This is a genomic window from Helicobacter equorum (genome assembly GCF_900198655.1).
In the GTDB taxonomy this organism is placed as follows: Bacteria; Campylobacterota; Campylobacteria; order Campylobacterales; family Helicobacteraceae; genus Helicobacter_F; species Helicobacter_F equorum.
This window is the reverse complement of the sequence record NZ_FZPO01000031.1, coordinates 1-15,776: the sequence shown is the minus strand read 5'-3', so window position 1 is coordinate 15,776 and position 15,776 is coordinate 1. Positions and strand designations below refer to the sequence as shown.

Sequence of the window (15,776 nt, the reverse complement as noted above, 5' to 3'; positions counted from 1 at the left end):
ACCCTTGGGGTTATACAAGTATCATCACACTTGTTACAAGCAACAATGACTAAATGGCTATGTCCTTTTTGATAAAAAAATGTTTTTAAACTTTTCCTACTTTCAAAGACAAACTCACTCAAATCAATATTGATGGTTTTTAAATGAATCAGAAAGTGGCTTTTTTGATATATTTTTGGGAAAAAATACAAGAAATACAATACATCTCTTAAACTCCCAACTCACTTATACTCATAGTAAAAATTTACCCTATCTTTGCTATAATCTAAGCACATTACAAATTCACAAGGGATTAACAACTATGAGCAAAAAACTTACAGGCTCACAAATGCTGATAGAAGCCTTAGCAATAGAAGGTGTAAAAGTAATTTTTGGCTATCCGGGCGGCGCAGTTTTGCATATCTATGATGAAATTTATAAACAAACTTATTTTCGCCATATACTCACACGACACGAACAAGCTGCTGTCCATGCTGCTGATGGATACGCTCGTGCTAGTGGTGATGTAGGTGTAGCGATCATCACAAGTGGTCCGGGCTTTACCAACGCTATTACAGGTATTGCCACGGCATATATGGATTCTATTCCTCTTGTGGTGATAAGTGGGCAAGTCCCTATTACACAAATTGGCACAGATGCATTCCAAGAAATTGATGCCGTTGGTATTTCTCGTCCTTGCACAAAACATAACTACCTTGTCAAAGACATCAAAGAACTCCCTAAAATCTTAAAAGAAGCGTTTTATATTGCGCGCACAGGGCGTCCAGGACCAGTGCTTATTGATATACCAAAAGATATTAGTGGGACTTTGGGAGAATTTGAGTATCCAGAAACGATCTCTTTGCGCACATACAAACCAATAATAAAGGGCAACTCTAGACAAATAACTAAGCTTATCCAAGCTGTCCATAACGCAAAAAGACCATTGTTTTATATCGGTGGTGGTGCGATCCTAAGCAATGCAAGTAGCCTCGTGCGCACGCTTGTTAATAAAACACAAATTCCGGCAGTAGAAACACTTATGGCAAGGGGTAGCTTAGGCGATGATAATCCATTCTTGCTTGGTATGGTTGGAATGCATGGGACATATGCAGCAAATATAGCGATGAGTGAATGCGATCTTTTAATCGGCATTGGTGTGCGATTTGATGATCGCGTTACAGGAAAACTTAGTGCTTTTGCCAAACATGCCAAAATCGCGCATATCGATATAGATCCTAGCTCCATTGGCAAACTTGTGGATGTGGATTTTCCAATAGTGGGTGATGTAAAAAATGTCTTAGAAGAATGCATAGCCACTCTAGATTCATATGACACTACTAAAATCGAAGCGTGGAAAGAAAAGCTTTCTTTGTGTGCGAGAGAAAATCCCCTTATCTATGAAAGTAGTGATGAAGTGATTAAGCCTCAATGGATTATCCAAAAATTAGGGGAAATCTTGGGGGAAAAAGTAATCCTTACCACCGATGTGGGACAGCACCAAATGTGGGCGGCACAATTTTACCCATTTAGTTTTCCGCGACAATTCCTTACAAGTGGCGGACTTGGCACGATGGGTTATGGGCTACCTGCGGCTATGGGTGCATATTGTGCAATGCGCGAAAAAAATCTCTCACCAAAATATATTGTCAATATTAGTGGTGATGGTAGTATTTTGATGAATATCCAAGAACTTATGACATGCGTAGAGGTCGATATACCTGTTATAAACATTATCCTCAATAACAATTATTTAGGTATGGTGCGCCAATGGCAAACATTCTTTTATGACAATAGATTCTCACATACTGATTTGAGTTTGCAGCCAGATTTTGTAAAACTCATAGAATCTTTTGGTGGTTATGGCGTAGTTGTCAAAGACAAAAAAGACTTCCCAAAAGCCTTGCAACAATGTATAGATTCACAAAAAGTGTGCTTTTTAGAAGTATTAATAGATAGATTTGAAGATGTATTACCTATGGTGCCAGCAGGTGGGGCACTCAATGAAATGATATTGTTTAAAAAGGCTAAATAATGGAATCTAAACGAACAATTTGTGTAACAGTTATCAATGAACACAGCGTGTTGGCTCGTATATCTGGACTTTTTGCAGGAAGAGGGTATAATATAGAATCTTTGTGTGTTGCACCACTCCCAAACACCGATCTATCACATATCACAATCACCACAAAAGGCAATGCCAAAGTTTTTGAACAAATTGTAAAACAACTCCATAAGCTTATACCTGTCCTAAGCGTGGTAGAAAGCGATACACTTTTGCAAAAAGAAATGGTGCTTGTCAAACTTCCTATCAAACAACCACTTGCGGACATAAAAGCCCTTTGTGAATCGTATAATGGACTTATTGCTGATGCGACGCAAAAACACATCATCATCACCGCCACAGATGAGCCAACGCGGATTGATAGCTTTTTGTGTGCATTAGAACAATACAAACCAAAAGAAATCATTCGTAGTGGCGTAGTCGCCATAGAGCGTTAAAAAAATGAGACTTGGCGTCAATATCGATCATATTGCAACCTTGCGAGAAGCGCGTGCGATCAATGATCCAAACCCACTAGAAGCCGTATTTATCGCAAAAAATGCAGGAGCACATCAAATCACAATCCATTTGCGCGAAGATAGACGCCATATACACGATACTGATGTGTGCTCTATCATCGCCCAATCCCCACTACCTGTCAATGTCGAATGTGCGCTTGATGAAGGTATCACCGAGTTTTTGTGTGCCATCAAGCCTCATCGTATCACGCTAGTCCCAGAAAAACGCCAAGAAATCACAACAGAGGGGGGATTAGACCTCAACACACATAGCGATACTATCGCCAAAACACTTGCGCGATATACCAAACACGACATTGATACCGCACTTTTTATCGATCCACATATCGACAATATCGCGTTAGCCAAAGACTTGGGTGCGCATTGTATAGAGCTCCACACTGGCAAATACACCAATCTCCACCTTATGCAAACTACCAATCTCCCAAAAACACACCATAGTTCGCAAGAATTTGCACTGCCCACAAAAGAATTACAACATCTTTTAGATTCTGAACTCTCTCTCCTAGCTACAAGCGCCAAATACGCGCGTGATATAGGGCTAGAATGCTTTGCAGGGCATGGGCTAAATTACCACAATCTCGCACCAATCATCGCCATAAAGGATATTAGTGAGCTAAATATTGGGCATTCTATTATCGCACGCGCGGTTTTTGTAGGATTGGAGCGCGCTATAAGCGATATGCTAAAACTCTGCACATCACCATAAGGTAAGCTATGCAAAAGAAAAGAATTGCAATAAGTATCGGTGATGTAAATGGCATAGGGCTAGAAATCGCGCTCCGATCACATACACTCATCAGCCAACACGCTACACCGATATATTGTGTGCATGATGAGATTCTTACCCAAGCCACAAACCTCCTCAAAATATCTAACCCCATACCCAAAAGCTCCCTACACGTGCCACAAACACAAAATCTCCCCACCATTACAGCCGGAGTGCTTAATCCAATCAGTGGTGCTTATAGCTATGAGAGCTTTTCTCATGCGTGTGATTTGGTAGATAACAAAGAATGTCAAGCCGTGCTTACTCTCCCTATCCACAAACTCGCTTGGAAACAAGCAGGAATCCACTACATAGGGCATACAGACGCACTTAAAGCCCGATATGGAAGTGAAGGCATTATGATGCTAGGATGTCAAGAAATGTTTGTTGCACTCTTTAGCGATCATGTCGCGCTAAGAAAAGTTAGTGATTTGATAGACACACAAACGCTAAAAACATTTTTGTTAAACCTTGCAAACTCCTTGCCTAATATGCAAGAATGCGCCGTGTTGGGATTAAATCCTCATTGTGGTGATGGAGGCATTATGGGCAATGAAGATACGCTTATCACACAAGCTATCACACAAGCCAACCAAGCACTTAGTAAAACACTTTTTATCGGTCCCCTGCCCCCAGATTCAGCCTTTAACCCATACAATCGCGCTAGATTCAAATATTATGTAAGTATGTATCACGATGTGGGCTTAGCGCCACTCAAAGCCCTTTATTTTGATCAAAGTATCAATGTAACGCTAAATCTCCCTATATTACGTGCTTCCGTAGATCACGGGGTGGCATATGACAAAGCCTATAGATTTCAAGAAATACATCTACAAAGCTATATAAATGCCTGTAGATACTTAGTAGGACACAATGGATAAGTTTGACTTTACTGCCCAAATTACCCAACAACAAAAAAATGAGATCCACACTCTACGCACAGAATGTGAAAATCTCCAAAAAACTATTGAGACATTGACACAAAACATCGCGCAAAAAGATACAGAACTCGCCTCGCTAAGTAATTACATTCAAGAATTAGAATCTAGAAATACCACGCTTTTGCAGACGATTAAACAAAAAGACACACTCATAGCACAAATAGAAGCTAATGCAAAAAATTTTGGCACACAGATTGATGAATTACTCCATATGATTTTAAATCTTGAGCAAAAACATACCGAAACAAAAAACTTCACGCAATTCCAAGAATCGGTGCATTTTGGCGAAGATAAGGAATTTTTGTTTGGGCTAAATATCGATGATACATTTATAGCCAAAAATTCTTATACGACAATCAAATACTATCTTTTTAACCTTGATTGCAAGTTTGCCCAAACCTTTGATTTACCAAATCTCCACCCACAAAATAAGCAAGACTTACACCTCATCGGTGAAACCTTTAGTGCGCTCTTGCGTTTAGAATCCTATCGGCGCAATGATGGTTTGCGAGGCATTATTGAGGTATTGCCTGCGGATATGCTAACTCCCGCACAAATTCGCTACTATGGTAACATAGACATACGCGAGGATTTTGAAAACTTCGTGCGAAGCTATAGCCACAAGCATTGATTACTTTTGTATCATGACGCTAAAAGCATCGCCTATCGGTAGAACTCTGACTTTCATTTCTCTAGCAAATTTATCTACAGCTCTTTTAGCCCCTACATAATAAGGGTGAAAATAATCATGAATCAAAATGACACCATCTGTTACAAGTCTAGGATAAAAATATCTCAATCCCTCTAAAATCGGTTGATACAAATCCACATCGATATTTACGAACTTGAATTTTTCATCTTTAGGAATATATGTCGCACTTTCTGGAAAATATCCTTTTACAAAGTGACACTTTTGTAAATATGGCATTTTGTTTTTTACAAATTCTAGTGAAGTATCACTAAAATCAGTAGTTTTTGATTGTTGAGAAATACCAATCTCCTTGCTAATACCTTTTTCATTAAATCCTTCAAAAGTATCAAGTAAATAAAACTCATCTGCTTTAAAATATTCGTTAATATATCTTGCGGTTTCACCTCTCCAAACACCAAACTCTGCCACAGCACCACTTATATTATTTTCTTGGAATTGTATGGATAAAGCTTTGATGAAATTTAATCGAGAAAATTTGCACACTTTTCCAAAACCACCAGTATCAATTTTTTGACTAGGAATCTGAAAGCTTTCTAAACTTCTAATAATCTCTTGGGTTTGATGATCGCTCATATTTGCGATAAACACCCGATCAAATTCCAATTCCTTTAATGTATGTGGTGGATAAACTTCATAGAGCTTATTATTATAGCTTATAGGTTCCCCCCCCCCCCCGAGGTCTGTCTTCTTACATCACTATCAATAAATCCTATTAGTTCATAATCCATGGTAACATGCCACATTGTTTGAATTCCAACTTGCCCTGCACTCCAAATCACCACTTTTTTCATCTTTGCAACTCCCACTTCATAACATTGTAAGTTGCCGATTATAACAAAATTTATATACAAAATCCAACAAAGGTTTTTATATATCTCTCGCTAATGCCCTGTAGGCTTGTATTATTGTAGCCATAAAATGTGACATTGTGTGTCTTTGCTGCATCATAGTCATTAATGCTATCACCGATTAAAATACACTCCCTAGGATCACAATCATGAGAAGATAGAATCTTAGCAACGAGGCCAACTTTTGGTGTTGGGGAACCATATATAGCTGAAAAATATTGTGCTATACCCAATTTGTGACATAAAAAGTTTAATTCATTGTGCTCAGAACCAGAGGCAATAAAAAATCGTATTTGTTGATAATGTGATGAAATAAATGTCATGGTCTCCTGTATCAAATATTGTTGATTACTCAATTCACGACGCATAATCTCACTAAATTCTCTAGCATAATACTCAATCCCATCGTTATCGATTGGTTGATGTATAATTTCCTCGAAAAAATATTTGATCTTATGGAATCTAGAAAGCCCTCCATTTTGTTGATGATAAACTATAAGTTTTTCTACATCCTCTATCTCAAAATTCTTAAAAATTTCTCTAAATCCATAATCTCGCACCGCTAGACTATCGAGTATAACACCATCAAAATCCCATAAAATATTTTTAATCACGTTTGTTCTATACCTTTTGTATTGCTATACTGATATCATCTCCAATGGGAAAAGAATTGAGGCTATACTTCTCACAAAATTCACTCACTGCTTGTCTAACTCCAGGATAACCCTCATTAAAATAGTCGTGAATCAAAAGCACTCCCCCTTTTACCATCTTGGGATAAAAAAACTCCAAACCTGCTAGAATAGGTTCGTATAAATCTGGATCTAGATTTACAAAACAAAACTTTTTATCACCTAATCCCGCTGCACTTTCTGGAAACCACCCCTTTTTAATAATTACATTTTCAGGATAAAGCATTTTATTCATAACTATTTCTATTGAAGTATCATTCAAATGCCCGATACCATTCTCTTTTACATCATTTGTTTCACTCTTGAGATCTCTCTCATCAAAGCCTTCAAAAGTATCAAATAAATAAAGAGTTTTATTAGGAAAAAACTCATTAATTTTTTTAGCAAACTCTCCTTGAAAAACGCCGAGTTCCGCAACATTACCATCTAGATTTTTAATTTTGCATTCTTTTGCAAAACTTTCCAAAAATTGAATGCGTGGAATCAGTTTTTTCCAAAGATGAAGATGTTCTATTTTATGCTTTGGGATTTTATAATCTTGAAGTTGCTTTAAATTATCCTCATAACCGACCATTGTGGCTAAAATAATTTCATCAAAGTCTACCCTTAAAATTTCTTTTGGTGATTTTATAGGAAAATGCAAAGTTTCATCACCTACTGTGATTTGCAGATCCTTGCTCCACTTTCTTTCATCATTATCCACAAAAAAGAGAGAATCTATATTATATATACCCCCCCCCAACAACCATTTCAGCCACTAGAGTTCTTCCTGTGCTTCCTGCACCAAATACAATCACATTTTTCATAATCTACTCCCAAAATTAAGTCCTAGCTACAACTAGATTTTAAACCTGTGAGTGTAGCATATTAATCATCATATAAACTTAAAAGCGCTCTTGCCATTTCATAATCTTCATATTCATCGATATCAATTCCAGAAATTTTTGAAACACAAAATTTATAAGGATTTTTACCCAAAAAATAGCCACTTTGCAAAATCGATTCTCGATCACGCATATATAAACCATTAGTGACTCTAAAAATCTTTGGCAATATCTACTCTGATGAAGGAATTAGATTTTGCTTCAACCATTCCTCACTTTTAGCAAGGTCATCAAGAGTATGCACGTCAAAACAACCTTGTGTAAAAATTGGTTTAATATTATTGCCTAAAAATACCCAGGGCTTCTGCCCACCACTAGCATATAAAGACTTCTGCAAATTTAAAACCCAAAAATTGTGACATAAAAAATAACAGGTTTCCAAATCTTGCCTATTAGTAGAAATGACTTTGTCACCAAAATCAAAAAATGGCTCTAAGCTCCCCTGCGTATTTAAGCGCTTTGCTCGATAAGGATGATGATCTTGATCATTTTGCACCGGTACAACGGCACTTACATTTGAATCTTGTTGTATAATTGAAATAGCTTGATGGATCCACTCGCTTTTAATAGTTGCAGAATTTGCCAATAACACCACCAAAATATCTGGCACAAACTCAAATTGCAATTCGATAACCGTAAGTGCATGCAAAATCGCGTCGATATGCTGTGAATTTGGAAGCGCTAATTCCTTTGGGCGCAAGATTGGCACATAACCCAATCTTTGTGCTATATCTAGAATTTTTTTATCATCACTGCTCACAAAAAATCTTTGTATATCTTCTACCGCTAACGCGGCCTTGGCTGGATAGCTTAAAAGTGGCGAACCCAAAAGTGGAAGAATATTTTTATTAGGTAAAGTATTATTGCCTCTACCAGTTAATAATGCTGCGATTTTCATAAAACACCATCCATAGTAGCATACTTATACATATTTTGCAACCCATCCTTAAGAGATACTCTAGGATTCCATCCTAAAGCACATATTTTTTTAATTTCTGCAAGAGAACCAAATGTATCTCCTTCGTGTCCTCCTATATTTGTTATACAAAAATCCGTGCGGGGCTTTGGACATAAAGATAAAATATATTCAATAAGCTCATCAACACGCGTGGCGGTTGCGCTCCCTACATTGTAAGTCTGAGAATCTGTTTCATGTCCTAAACCCAATAATAACGCTGCCACAACATCATCGATATAAACAAAACTCTATATCGATCCAATGATCCAGTCACGCGTATAGCGTTCGATGTCAATGCCTGTGCCATAAAAATGCTTGCCATACCTTGTCGGAGATTGCACATATCTTGCCCTGGACCATAAACATTAAATAATCTAAAAATACTATTTTGAATTCCAAATTGTCGAAAACTCTGAATATACATCTCGCCACAAAGCTTGGAGACACCATAATTTGAAAGTGGATTCGGAACATTATCTTCGGAAATTTTACCATTATGATTACCATAAATAGCCATAGAAGAACTAAAAATAATTTTTTTAGCACCACACATGCGTGCAAAATTACACACATTAAGAGTACCCTTTACATTTGTATCAACATCCAATGTGGGATCTTCTTGTGAAATAGCTCCAGAAGTTTGAGCGGCTAAATGAAAAATACAATCAAAGTGCTTATTTCTTAAAACTCTAAAGTTAGAAATATTACGTATGTCAATCTCATAACATTCATAATCTCTATGATGAGGCTTAAATTTTTTGGGTAAATCAATCAAAACTACCCTGTGCGAAGCTTGAATAAGCCTATATGCCAAAGCGGTACCAATAAATCCAGCTCCGCCAGTAATGAGGATATTCATTGTGCTATCCTCTTGTATGAGAAACACAACAATAGATAAGAAATCGCATAGCAACCAATAATGGAACTGATTACCCCCCCCCGATGCTTTGTCTTGCATATAAGCATAGCCTGCTCTTGCACATATATAGTCAAATTCTGTATCAATATCTATAGCGTGAGCTTGATCTAAAGGTATCTTGTATGGCTGCATGCCAAAAAAATATTTCCATTTTTGCATATTCTCACGTGTAGCAAGATAAAAACCATTGACAACTACAAAATATTCTGGAAGATTCTGTGATGGAGTGTGGTATGTACCTATGCGATAGTTTATAGGCTTGGTAGTATCCCACAGGTATTCTTTGAATTCTTTTACAGAAATAACACTATCAAACTTTTTTCATCAAGCACTTGATTTTTATATATCTTTATAGCTTTTGCAAAGTCCTGCTCATCACACAATGGACACACACAAGGTGCATATAAAATATGTTCCCCATTTCCCACGTCGTATGCCAAATGCTCTATAAGTTCAGAGAAGCTTTTACTCTTTTCATCAGCAAACTCTTTTTGTCTCTTGTGAATTCTAACACCCTCATTCTCTGCCATCTCCAACATAGAATCACTATCTGATGAAACTATAATTTCGCTTACATGTTTGACTTTTTTAAGTTGGCGAATCTTATGTATCAAAAGATTTGAATCCCCAAATGGTAAAATATTTTTATGTTTTAATCTTTTGGATCCCTTACGAACTGGTATAATAGCACTAATACTTAATACTCACTTCCGAACCTCCCTATTGAAATACATTGCAATAAGCTCCCTAGCTATTGCATAATCACCTATATCCTTAATTTCAATGCTTGCAAGATTCTCAAGTATAAAAAATGCAGAATCTTCAAAAATAAAATTTTGTATTTCTTGAGCTCTAGTGCGTTTAAATATATAACATCCGTTAATCACTGACATGACAGGTTCAATCTGTGTGCGTAAAATAAATGCATTTTCTATATTAAGTCTTTTGCCTTGATAAAAGATAAATTCTCGCAATTCTTTAACCGAAATAAGTGAGCTATGATTTGCTTTGAGAAACTCTTGGTACATAGCTTGATACATACTGGCATTTATAAATGGTGTAGTGCAATGTGTATAGATAATATTTTCAAAACTCAGTTGATTTAATAAATCTTTAATATTATCCATGTAACTCGTAGCACTATCACGCTTGACAAATCCAACACCTTGTTGCGATGCTATATCTTGTATCTTAGCACTCTGAGAACTTATATAGATTCTATCTTTTGAGACAAAATCCTTGCACTGAGCTAGTTTCCATTCTAGCAACGTCGTATCACCAAATGGAGCAAGATCACCATCCGTATGATACCGATTATAATCTTGAGCTGGAATAATCACACAAAAACTCATGACATTCTCCTTTTTAATTCCGGCAGTCGTGCTATTTCAGAATCTATATACAAATCACTAAATTCTTTTTTAGATAAGATATAAAGTTCCTCAAATTTCAATGCTTCATTAAGCGCATCTTCTGTAGCACAAAAACTTTCAGTAGGTAATATCACCTTTCGTGTTTCGAGTTGATTAATAGAAGGTTTCAAAGAAATATAAGTAGTGTTAAGATTATCGATGCTAGCACGACTAAGTCCGCCCCCCAATCCTAATGTAAGATCCAAATCTTGCATGTGACGGATAATGTCAGTAATAATTACATAAATGTTCTCACTCTCTGGAGTTATCCGTGGATTCAAAAATGATGCACTCAAATCCGATCGCCCAATATTAATATTGTTAAACTTCCCATTAGCGTAACACAGAATTTCACTAAAATTTTCTATAGCAGTTTTAGTTTCAATATTAAGGGTAGTATGGATAGGATTATCTTTGTAAAATTTCTGAATACTTTCATAAAATTTTTTTGCCCCAAAGACACTCTCTACCATAGGTGCAATCACTCCATCTACACCTATTTCTATAGCATCTTTAAGATCTCTCAAGGCTTCTACACCACCAATTTTGAGATATAACTTCACACCAGCACTTGAAGTAAGTCGCCTTAAACGCATCACATCTCTAAAGTTTGACCCTTCAGCTTCAAATTCTGCTTTAATCCCTTGCAAATGATATGTATTCTTTAATTTACAAAGCTGTGTATAAAGAAGCTTCTCTATTCCAAACATTACGCAACTCTCACGCTTTGGAAAGAAGTATGACTATAACATAAAGAGCATAAGGTAAGAGAAAATTTCTTATCTAATGAAATGCACAAGAACTTTGTGTATTGCCTTTTAAATGGGTTATCTACCCCCCCCCCCCCGAAGGCGTATCAAAGCTTATCGAGTCTCTAGTTAGGGTAGTTTCCATTAACTTGATAACACGCTGCAAATCCTTTGGAGTATCGACAGACATAGAAATACAATCCTGCAAAATAGATACATAGATTTTTTTATAATTCTCTAAAAAACGTAGAAGTTCAATATCCTCAATATTTTCCAAATATCCAACTTCCGTATGTGCAAAAAAACGCAATGCTTCCGCACTCATCAAATAAGCACCTATATTTTTGTAATAATGATAATCTAGAGCAGCCTTAGGAAAAGGTATACAAGAACGCGACATAAATATAAGTTCTTGATATTTATTAATTGCAAGTTTTATAGTTGTTGAATTAACTACATCTACTGGGTTATCAAAATGTTTAGCAAGCATGTAAACTTCATAGTTTTTCTTATTGTTTGCTTCTTGTAAAAGATATCTAACTTCTTGAGATTTTATTAATGGTTCATCACCCATCCATATCAGATACCAATCTGCATCAACAATACGCGCAACTTCTGCAACCCTATCTGTACCACTTGCATGTTCATCAGAAGTAAGTATTACATTTACATTCAACTTGCGACATTCTTGAACAACTATTGGGCTCTCTGTAGCAACATACACTTCGCAAATTTCTTGAAGTTTTTTAGCCTCTTGGTATATCCACCATATCATGGGTTTTCCACAAATACTAGCTAATGGTTTACCTGGAAATCTGCTAGAAGCAAAACGTGCTGGAATTACACCTATAATTTTCATGATGCACACCCCAAAGCTATATCTGTTTGCTTGATTCTACACGAAAACGGGTTCCTTAACAAAATATTGTGTGAAAAAAGAACAATTCTTGTCTCTATAGAAGTTATATATAGATTACACCAAATGGTTTCTAAATGGCAAATATTATAGTGTATCCCCCCCCCCGAAATCCTAGGGCTAGATTGCATACAATCTACAAAATCACTAGCAAAACTTGATTCAAAAAGTGCCTTAACAATGAGAAAATCTTCTCTCCAATCTACATCAAATCCCGTAATTTTATCTGTAATATAAAAGTATGGCATTTCACCTATTCTATCATGATGTTGTTTGTACATCTCCGCATTAGCTAGAAAAACTGCACTATTTACCTCATACAGTGGTGCAAGCCTTTGTGTTTGTGGCCACCTACATAGCGTTCTATCATAATTGATAGGACCTTTAGAACCCCACAAGAATCCATAAACCCTATTAACACTCATAAGCGAATCATAACCTCCGTATAAGCACTGCTCATATTTCTCTATTACGTCATCATAACATCGATGATCAAAAAATGGTGCGGTCACATGAGTCCATAAAATCTCCCCATTATTAATAAGTTGGTGAGCATATACAATGAGTTCATCAGTTTGCGTACTGTCCATACATAAACTCTCATCACGCTTACCCAAAACAATCTTGTTGCTCTTTAAATTTTTTGCAAAATTCAACACTTCATCATCATTTGAACTCACAAAAATCCTACTGATTTTATGCACTGCCAAAAGCTGTGAAAGCTTCAATTCCAAAAGCCCATTTGCAAAACATCCAAATGGCTTAATATTCCTATTTGGTACTCGTTCACTCCCTTTTCTGCAAGGTAAAAAAACATTTATTTCCATCAACAATCCTTAAAAATACTTGGTGTGATAAATTCCAGTTTTATCTTATTTCCAAGCTTTACAAGAGCTCTAGACATAATCTCATTTTGTTCTATCATTGTTTCATCGTAAGCTTGTATATCACATTCATCATATGAATAGTTCTGCTTACCAACACAGTAACCATCAAGTCCAGCTATTTCCACACGACACACACCACATCGCACAAGATAATGTAGCAAAAGCACAGTAGTGTTAGTAAAAAACTCTCCGTCAATAAATACCAAATCACTATACTCTAAAACAATAGGGGGTGCTTTCGTAACTTTAAGATTATTTGTAATGACAATCTGATCACAAGGCAAATCAGTTTCAAACTCATCATAACGTTTCTGATTTGCAAAAAAATAATAATCGCATGGCAATTTGGGTTTATGGTTTATAGCTATAACTATATACTCTTGACTGTGTATCTTAGACTCAATAGTTTGTTCATGTTCCAAAACACTTGTTCCTGGAGCCAATAATAAAATCTTCTTATCGACTTGCAATACACCATGCGCAGGAAGTTTAGATTCTAGCAGTGTTTCAACATAAAACTTCTCTATGAAATCTTGATCAAAACTTAGGCGTTTGGATAGTGGAATTTTCTGAAGAACTTTTTGGATAGTCGCAATATGATTATTATTCTTTTTTGTGAGAAAGTTTGCATAGCTTGGATGAATCTCAAGTGATGCTGAGAGGTATTGTGCCGGAGAAAATCCCCAAGAATATCTTGCCATAAGCGGCTCTAACAATGAATCAATTACATCCAATAATGGAGTAATTCGATAATTTTTACACACTTCCTTGTTAAGAAAATCAGCAATGAGTTCAGTATTTAGATTCCCAGCACCCCTACCTATACCATAAATGCTTGAATCCACAATAATCTCGCGTCTAAGGCTATTTTGCACAAAATTGATAGCATTGGCAAATGCTAATTGCATATTGTTGTGAGAATGATAACCTAATGCTATACTCGAATCTAAATTACTATCACTTAAAAGCAGGTAACGACCAAATTCTCGTAATGTCATGGACCCAAAGCTATCAACTATGTAAAATGCATATGGCTTCAAATCATTCATGGCTTCAAGCATTGTAAGAAATTCAACATCACTATATTGTTTAGTAACCATAGGTTGAAAAAATACTTTGTATCCAAGTTCTTGTATCACACTAACCTGCTTAATCGCTTCATGTAGATGTTTTTTGTGAAATGCTAATCGTATACCAAAAATGCGGGAGTCTTTCATATCTCCAAGATGTGAAAGATTAAAATCCCCAAAATTTATCATCACGACAAATGCAGGGTTATAAAAATTCTGCCATTTCTCTTGCAAAAACACACGATCCAAAATTTTATCTATTCTGCTGATATTCCTAAAAATAGTACTACTGCCATCTAACCCAGCATCACTTAAATATCCACACTCAATAATTTCTATGTGAGAATCCAACAACGCACGAATAACTTTGATAATATAATTATCTTTAAAAGCCCAATTATTTATGTATCCGCCATCACGCAAAGTACAATCAAGTAAGGAAATATTCATCACGCAACCCTACTTGTATCGGTATATCGACTTCTCATGATACAACCATCGTGTTTGTGGGATAATAAACACACAAAGGTTTTACATAAAGAGGTGTATGCAAAGAGGATTTCTCTAAATCCAGAATACACCCTAGATTGACTACTAAATTGCCCCACCCCCCCCCCGAGGAGTCGTTGATACCAAAACGTTATCTGGATATACAGATTCCAAATCCAAAGAATTTACACTAGCTTCAATGATGGATTTTGCTAAGAGATAGTCACGAATCTCATTAATATCCAAAAATTCTTCCTTAGGTATTTCAAATAAATATGGTCTCCTACCAAAAAAATAACTATTTGCTTTCATCTGCATATAAGGTTGTATAAAAATCCCTCCATCCTGCATATATAATGGAGGCAGAGATCTTGCTGGAGTATGATGGGACATATATGGGTTATAGTTAAGCGGAGTATGTTTATCGCTACACCAGAGATGCTCCTTAAGCTCTACAACTGAACACAAACTATCATACTGTCCATAGTGTGTCAGAAACGTGCTAATAGCATTATCATATGTATGTGAACTAATCAGTGGATTTGTGCAATGTGCCCATACAATGATATCAGTGTGAACTAGTGACATCATTTCACCAATCATTTCATTTGCACTCGCTCTGCTCTCATCACAAAAATACGAATCACGTTCCACAACATCAGCACCAGCATCCTTTGCTATAGCACACATCTGCTCACAATCTGATCCAAATACCACCCTATGAATCTTTTTGGCAGCCTTTAATTGAGAAATTTTACGCTCTATAAGAGTCTGTCCATTGAGTTTTAATAAGGACTTAGACTTGATCCTAACTGAACCCTTTCTCGCTACTACAATGGCAGTTACTTCCACGAACACCCCTTGCTAAACATAAAAATTGAAAATGGTAATTTTCATAAATATAAAAAGCATATTTTTGGGATTTGTGCGTTGTGAAATGCAACCTTGCATTAAATGATTTTTAAGAA

At 36.2% G+C, this 15,776-nt stretch carries 20 protein-coding genes; 5 read left to right on the top strand and 15 right to left on the bottom strand.

Annotated features, from left to right (window positions below):
• The first annotated feature begins 301 nt into the window (after positions 1-301).
• The 5 genes from C6H22_RS05870 to C6H22_RS05850 are packed head-to-tail and all read left to right on the top strand — an operon-like array spanning position 302 to position 4,903.
• Positions 302-2,014 (top strand): acetolactate synthase large subunit, encoded by a 1,713-nt coding sequence (locus tag C6H22_RS05870; RefSeq protein ID WP_104694401.1) that lies wholly within the window; start codon positions 302-304, stop codon positions 2,012-2,014.
• Entirely contained in the window at positions 2,014-2,481 is a 468-nt protein-coding gene (gene ilvN / locus C6H22_RS05865; protein ID WP_095628451.1) for an acetolactate synthase small subunit, read from the top strand. Before C6H22_RS05870 ends, ilvN begins: the two co-directional genes overlap by 1 nt.
• A gap of 4 nt (positions 2,482-2,485) precedes the next feature.
• A complete protein-coding gene (locus C6H22_RS05860; protein ID WP_104694400.1) occupies positions 2,486-3,271 on the top strand; it encodes a pyridoxine 5'-phosphate synthase in 786 nt (261 codons plus the stop codon).
• 8 nt (positions 3,272-3,279) lie between these two features.
• Positions 3,280-4,212: a 4-hydroxythreonine-4-phosphate dehydrogenase gene (gene pdxA, locus C6H22_RS05855; RefSeq protein ID WP_104694399.1), complete on the top strand. Its 933-nt coding sequence runs from the start codon at positions 3,280-3,282 to the stop codon at positions 4,210-4,212.
• On the top strand, positions 4,205-4,903 hold the full coding sequence (locus C6H22_RS05850; RefSeq protein WP_104694398.1) for a coiled-coil domain-containing protein: 699 nt from the start codon (positions 4,205-4,207) through the stop codon (positions 4,901-4,903). The genes pdxA and C6H22_RS05850 overlap by 8 nt, the downstream gene beginning before the upstream one ends.
• Here the strand turns inward: C6H22_RS05850 and C6H22_RS05845 are convergent, their stop codons facing one another.
• The 15 genes from C6H22_RS05845 to C6H22_RS05780 form a co-directional block, all read right to left on the bottom strand.
• Positions 4,904-5,587, bottom strand: coding sequence for a TylF/MycF/NovP-related O-methyltransferase (locus tag C6H22_RS05845; protein WP_199769809.1), 684 nt, complete (start codon positions 5,585-5,587; stop codon positions 4,904-4,906).
• 50 nt (positions 5,588-5,637) lie between these two features.
• Positions 5,638-5,775: a hypothetical protein gene (locus tag C6H22_RS05840; RefSeq protein ID WP_158654643.1), complete on the bottom strand. Its 138-nt coding sequence runs from the start codon at positions 5,773-5,775 to the stop codon at positions 5,638-5,640.
• A 50-nt stretch (positions 5,776-5,825) separates the two neighbouring features.
• The gene (locus C6H22_RS05835) at positions 5,826-6,446 is read right to left on the bottom strand and encodes an HAD family hydrolase (RefSeq protein WP_104694395.1); all 621 of its coding nucleotides are present in this window, start codon (positions 6,444-6,446) and stop codon (positions 5,826-5,828) included.
• A gap of 7 nt (positions 6,447-6,453) precedes the next feature.
• On the bottom strand, positions 6,454-7,227 hold the full coding sequence (locus tag C6H22_RS05830) for a TylF/MycF/NovP-related O-methyltransferase (protein ID WP_158654642.1): 774 nt from the start codon (positions 7,225-7,227) through the stop codon (positions 6,454-6,456).
• A gap of 164 nt (positions 7,228-7,391) precedes the next feature.
• Positions 7,392-7,541 (bottom strand): hypothetical protein, encoded by a 150-nt coding sequence (locus C6H22_RS08645; RefSeq protein WP_158654641.1) that lies wholly within the window; start codon positions 7,539-7,541, stop codon positions 7,392-7,394.
• Between the two features lie 39 nt (positions 7,542-7,580).
• Positions 7,581-8,306 carry an acylneuraminate cytidylyltransferase family protein gene (locus tag C6H22_RS05825; RefSeq protein WP_104694393.1) on the bottom strand — a complete coding sequence of 242 codons (726 nt, stop codon included), beginning with the start codon at positions 8,304-8,306 and terminating at the stop codon, positions 7,581-7,583.
• Positions 8,303-8,590, bottom strand: coding sequence for a Rossmann-fold NAD(P)-binding domain-containing protein (locus tag C6H22_RS05820; protein ID WP_158654640.1), 288 nt, complete (start codon positions 8,588-8,590; stop codon positions 8,303-8,305). Before C6H22_RS05820 ends, C6H22_RS05825 begins: the two co-directional genes overlap by 4 nt.
• Complete coding sequence (locus C6H22_RS05815) at positions 8,566-9,444, bottom strand: NAD-dependent epimerase/dehydratase family protein (protein WP_104694391.1); 879 nt, start codon at positions 9,442-9,444, stop codon at positions 8,566-8,568. Before C6H22_RS05815 ends, C6H22_RS05820 begins: the two co-directional genes overlap by 25 nt.
• A 134-nt stretch (positions 9,445-9,578) precedes the next feature.
• Positions 9,579-9,968, bottom strand: coding sequence for a cytidylyltransferase domain-containing protein (locus C6H22_RS05810; RefSeq protein ID WP_267892030.1), 390 nt, complete (start codon positions 9,966-9,968; stop codon positions 9,579-9,581).
• A 21-nt stretch (positions 9,969-9,989) separates the two neighbouring features.
• Positions 9,990-10,637, bottom strand: a complete 648-nt coding sequence (locus C6H22_RS05805; protein WP_104694389.1) for a cytidylyltransferase domain-containing protein — start codon at positions 10,635-10,637, stop codon at positions 9,990-9,992.
• Positions 10,634-11,407, bottom strand: a complete 774-nt coding sequence (locus C6H22_RS05800; RefSeq protein WP_104694388.1) for an aldolase/citrate lyase family protein — start codon at positions 11,405-11,407, stop codon at positions 10,634-10,636. The genes C6H22_RS05805 and C6H22_RS05800 overlap by 4 nt, the downstream gene beginning before the upstream one ends.
• Before the next feature lie 121 nt (positions 11,408-11,528).
• Positions 11,529-12,305 carry a 3-deoxy-manno-octulosonate cytidylyltransferase gene (locus tag C6H22_RS05795; RefSeq protein ID WP_104694387.1) on the bottom strand — a complete coding sequence of 259 codons (777 nt, stop codon included), beginning with the start codon at positions 12,303-12,305 and terminating at the stop codon, positions 11,529-11,531.
• Positions 12,302-13,189 (bottom strand): acylneuraminate cytidylyltransferase family protein, encoded by an 888-nt coding sequence (locus C6H22_RS05790; RefSeq protein WP_104694386.1) that lies wholly within the window; start codon positions 13,187-13,189, stop codon positions 12,302-12,304. Before C6H22_RS05790 ends, C6H22_RS05795 begins: the two co-directional genes overlap by 4 nt.
• The gene (locus tag C6H22_RS05785) at positions 13,189-14,769 is read right to left on the bottom strand and encodes an aldolase catalytic domain-containing protein (protein WP_104694385.1); all 1,581 of its coding nucleotides are present in this window, start codon (positions 14,767-14,769) and stop codon (positions 13,189-13,191) included. Before C6H22_RS05785 ends, C6H22_RS05790 begins: the two co-directional genes overlap by 1 nt.
• A gap of 144 nt (positions 14,770-14,913) precedes the next feature.
• Entirely contained in the window at positions 14,914-15,660 is a 747-nt protein-coding gene (locus tag C6H22_RS05780) for an acylneuraminate cytidylyltransferase family protein (RefSeq protein ID WP_158654639.1), read from the bottom strand.
• Positions 15,661-15,776 lie beyond the last annotated feature (116 nt).

Coding starts and splice junctions, on each gene's coding strand:
- C6H22_RS05825 (WP_104694393.1), bottom strand. CDS start 8,306: ATGAAAATCGCAGCATTATTAACTGGTAGAGGCAATAATACTTTACCT.
- C6H22_RS05870 (WP_104694401.1), top strand. CDS start 302: ATGAGCAAAAAACTTACAGGCTCACAAATGCTGATAGAAGCCTTAGCA.
- C6H22_RS05790 (WP_104694386.1), bottom strand. CDS start 13,189: ATGGAAATAAATGTTTTTTTACCTTGCAGAAAAGGGAGTGAACGAGTA.
- C6H22_RS05850 (WP_104694398.1), top strand. CDS start 4,205: ATGGATAAGTTTGACTTTACTGCCCAAATTACCCAACAACAAAAAAAT.
- ilvN (WP_095628451.1), top strand. CDS start 2,014: ATGGAATCTAAACGAACAATTTGTGTAACAGTTATCAATGAACACAGC.
- pdxA (WP_104694399.1), top strand. CDS start 3,280: ATGCAAAAGAAAAGAATTGCAATAAGTATCGGTGATGTAAATGGCATA.
- C6H22_RS05815 (WP_104694391.1), bottom strand. CDS start 9,444: ATGCAAAAATGGAAATATTTTTTTGGCATGCAGCCATACAAGATACCT.
- C6H22_RS05805 (WP_104694389.1), bottom strand. CDS start 10,637: ATGAGTTTTTGTGTGATTATTCCAGCTCAAGATTATAATCGGTATCAT.
- C6H22_RS05785 (WP_104694385.1), bottom strand. CDS start 14,769: ATGAATATTTCCTTACTTGATTGTACTTTGCGTGATGGCGGATACATA.
- C6H22_RS05860 (WP_104694400.1), top strand. CDS start 2,486: ATGAGACTTGGCGTCAATATCGATCATATTGCAACCTTGCGAGAAGCG.
- C6H22_RS05795 (WP_104694387.1), bottom strand. CDS start 12,305: ATGAAAATTATAGGTGTAATTCCAGCACGTTTTGCTTCTAGCAGATTT.
- C6H22_RS08645 (WP_158654641.1), bottom strand. CDS start 7,541: ATGCGTGATCGAGAATCGATTTTGCAAAGTGGCTATTTTTTGGGTAAA.
- C6H22_RS05840 (WP_158654643.1), bottom strand. CDS start 5,775: ATGAAAAAAGTGGTGATTTGGAGTGCAGGGCAAGTTGGAATTCAAACA.
- C6H22_RS05800 (WP_104694388.1), bottom strand. CDS start 11,407: ATGTTTGGAATAGAGAAGCTTCTTTATACACAGCTTTGTAAATTAAAG.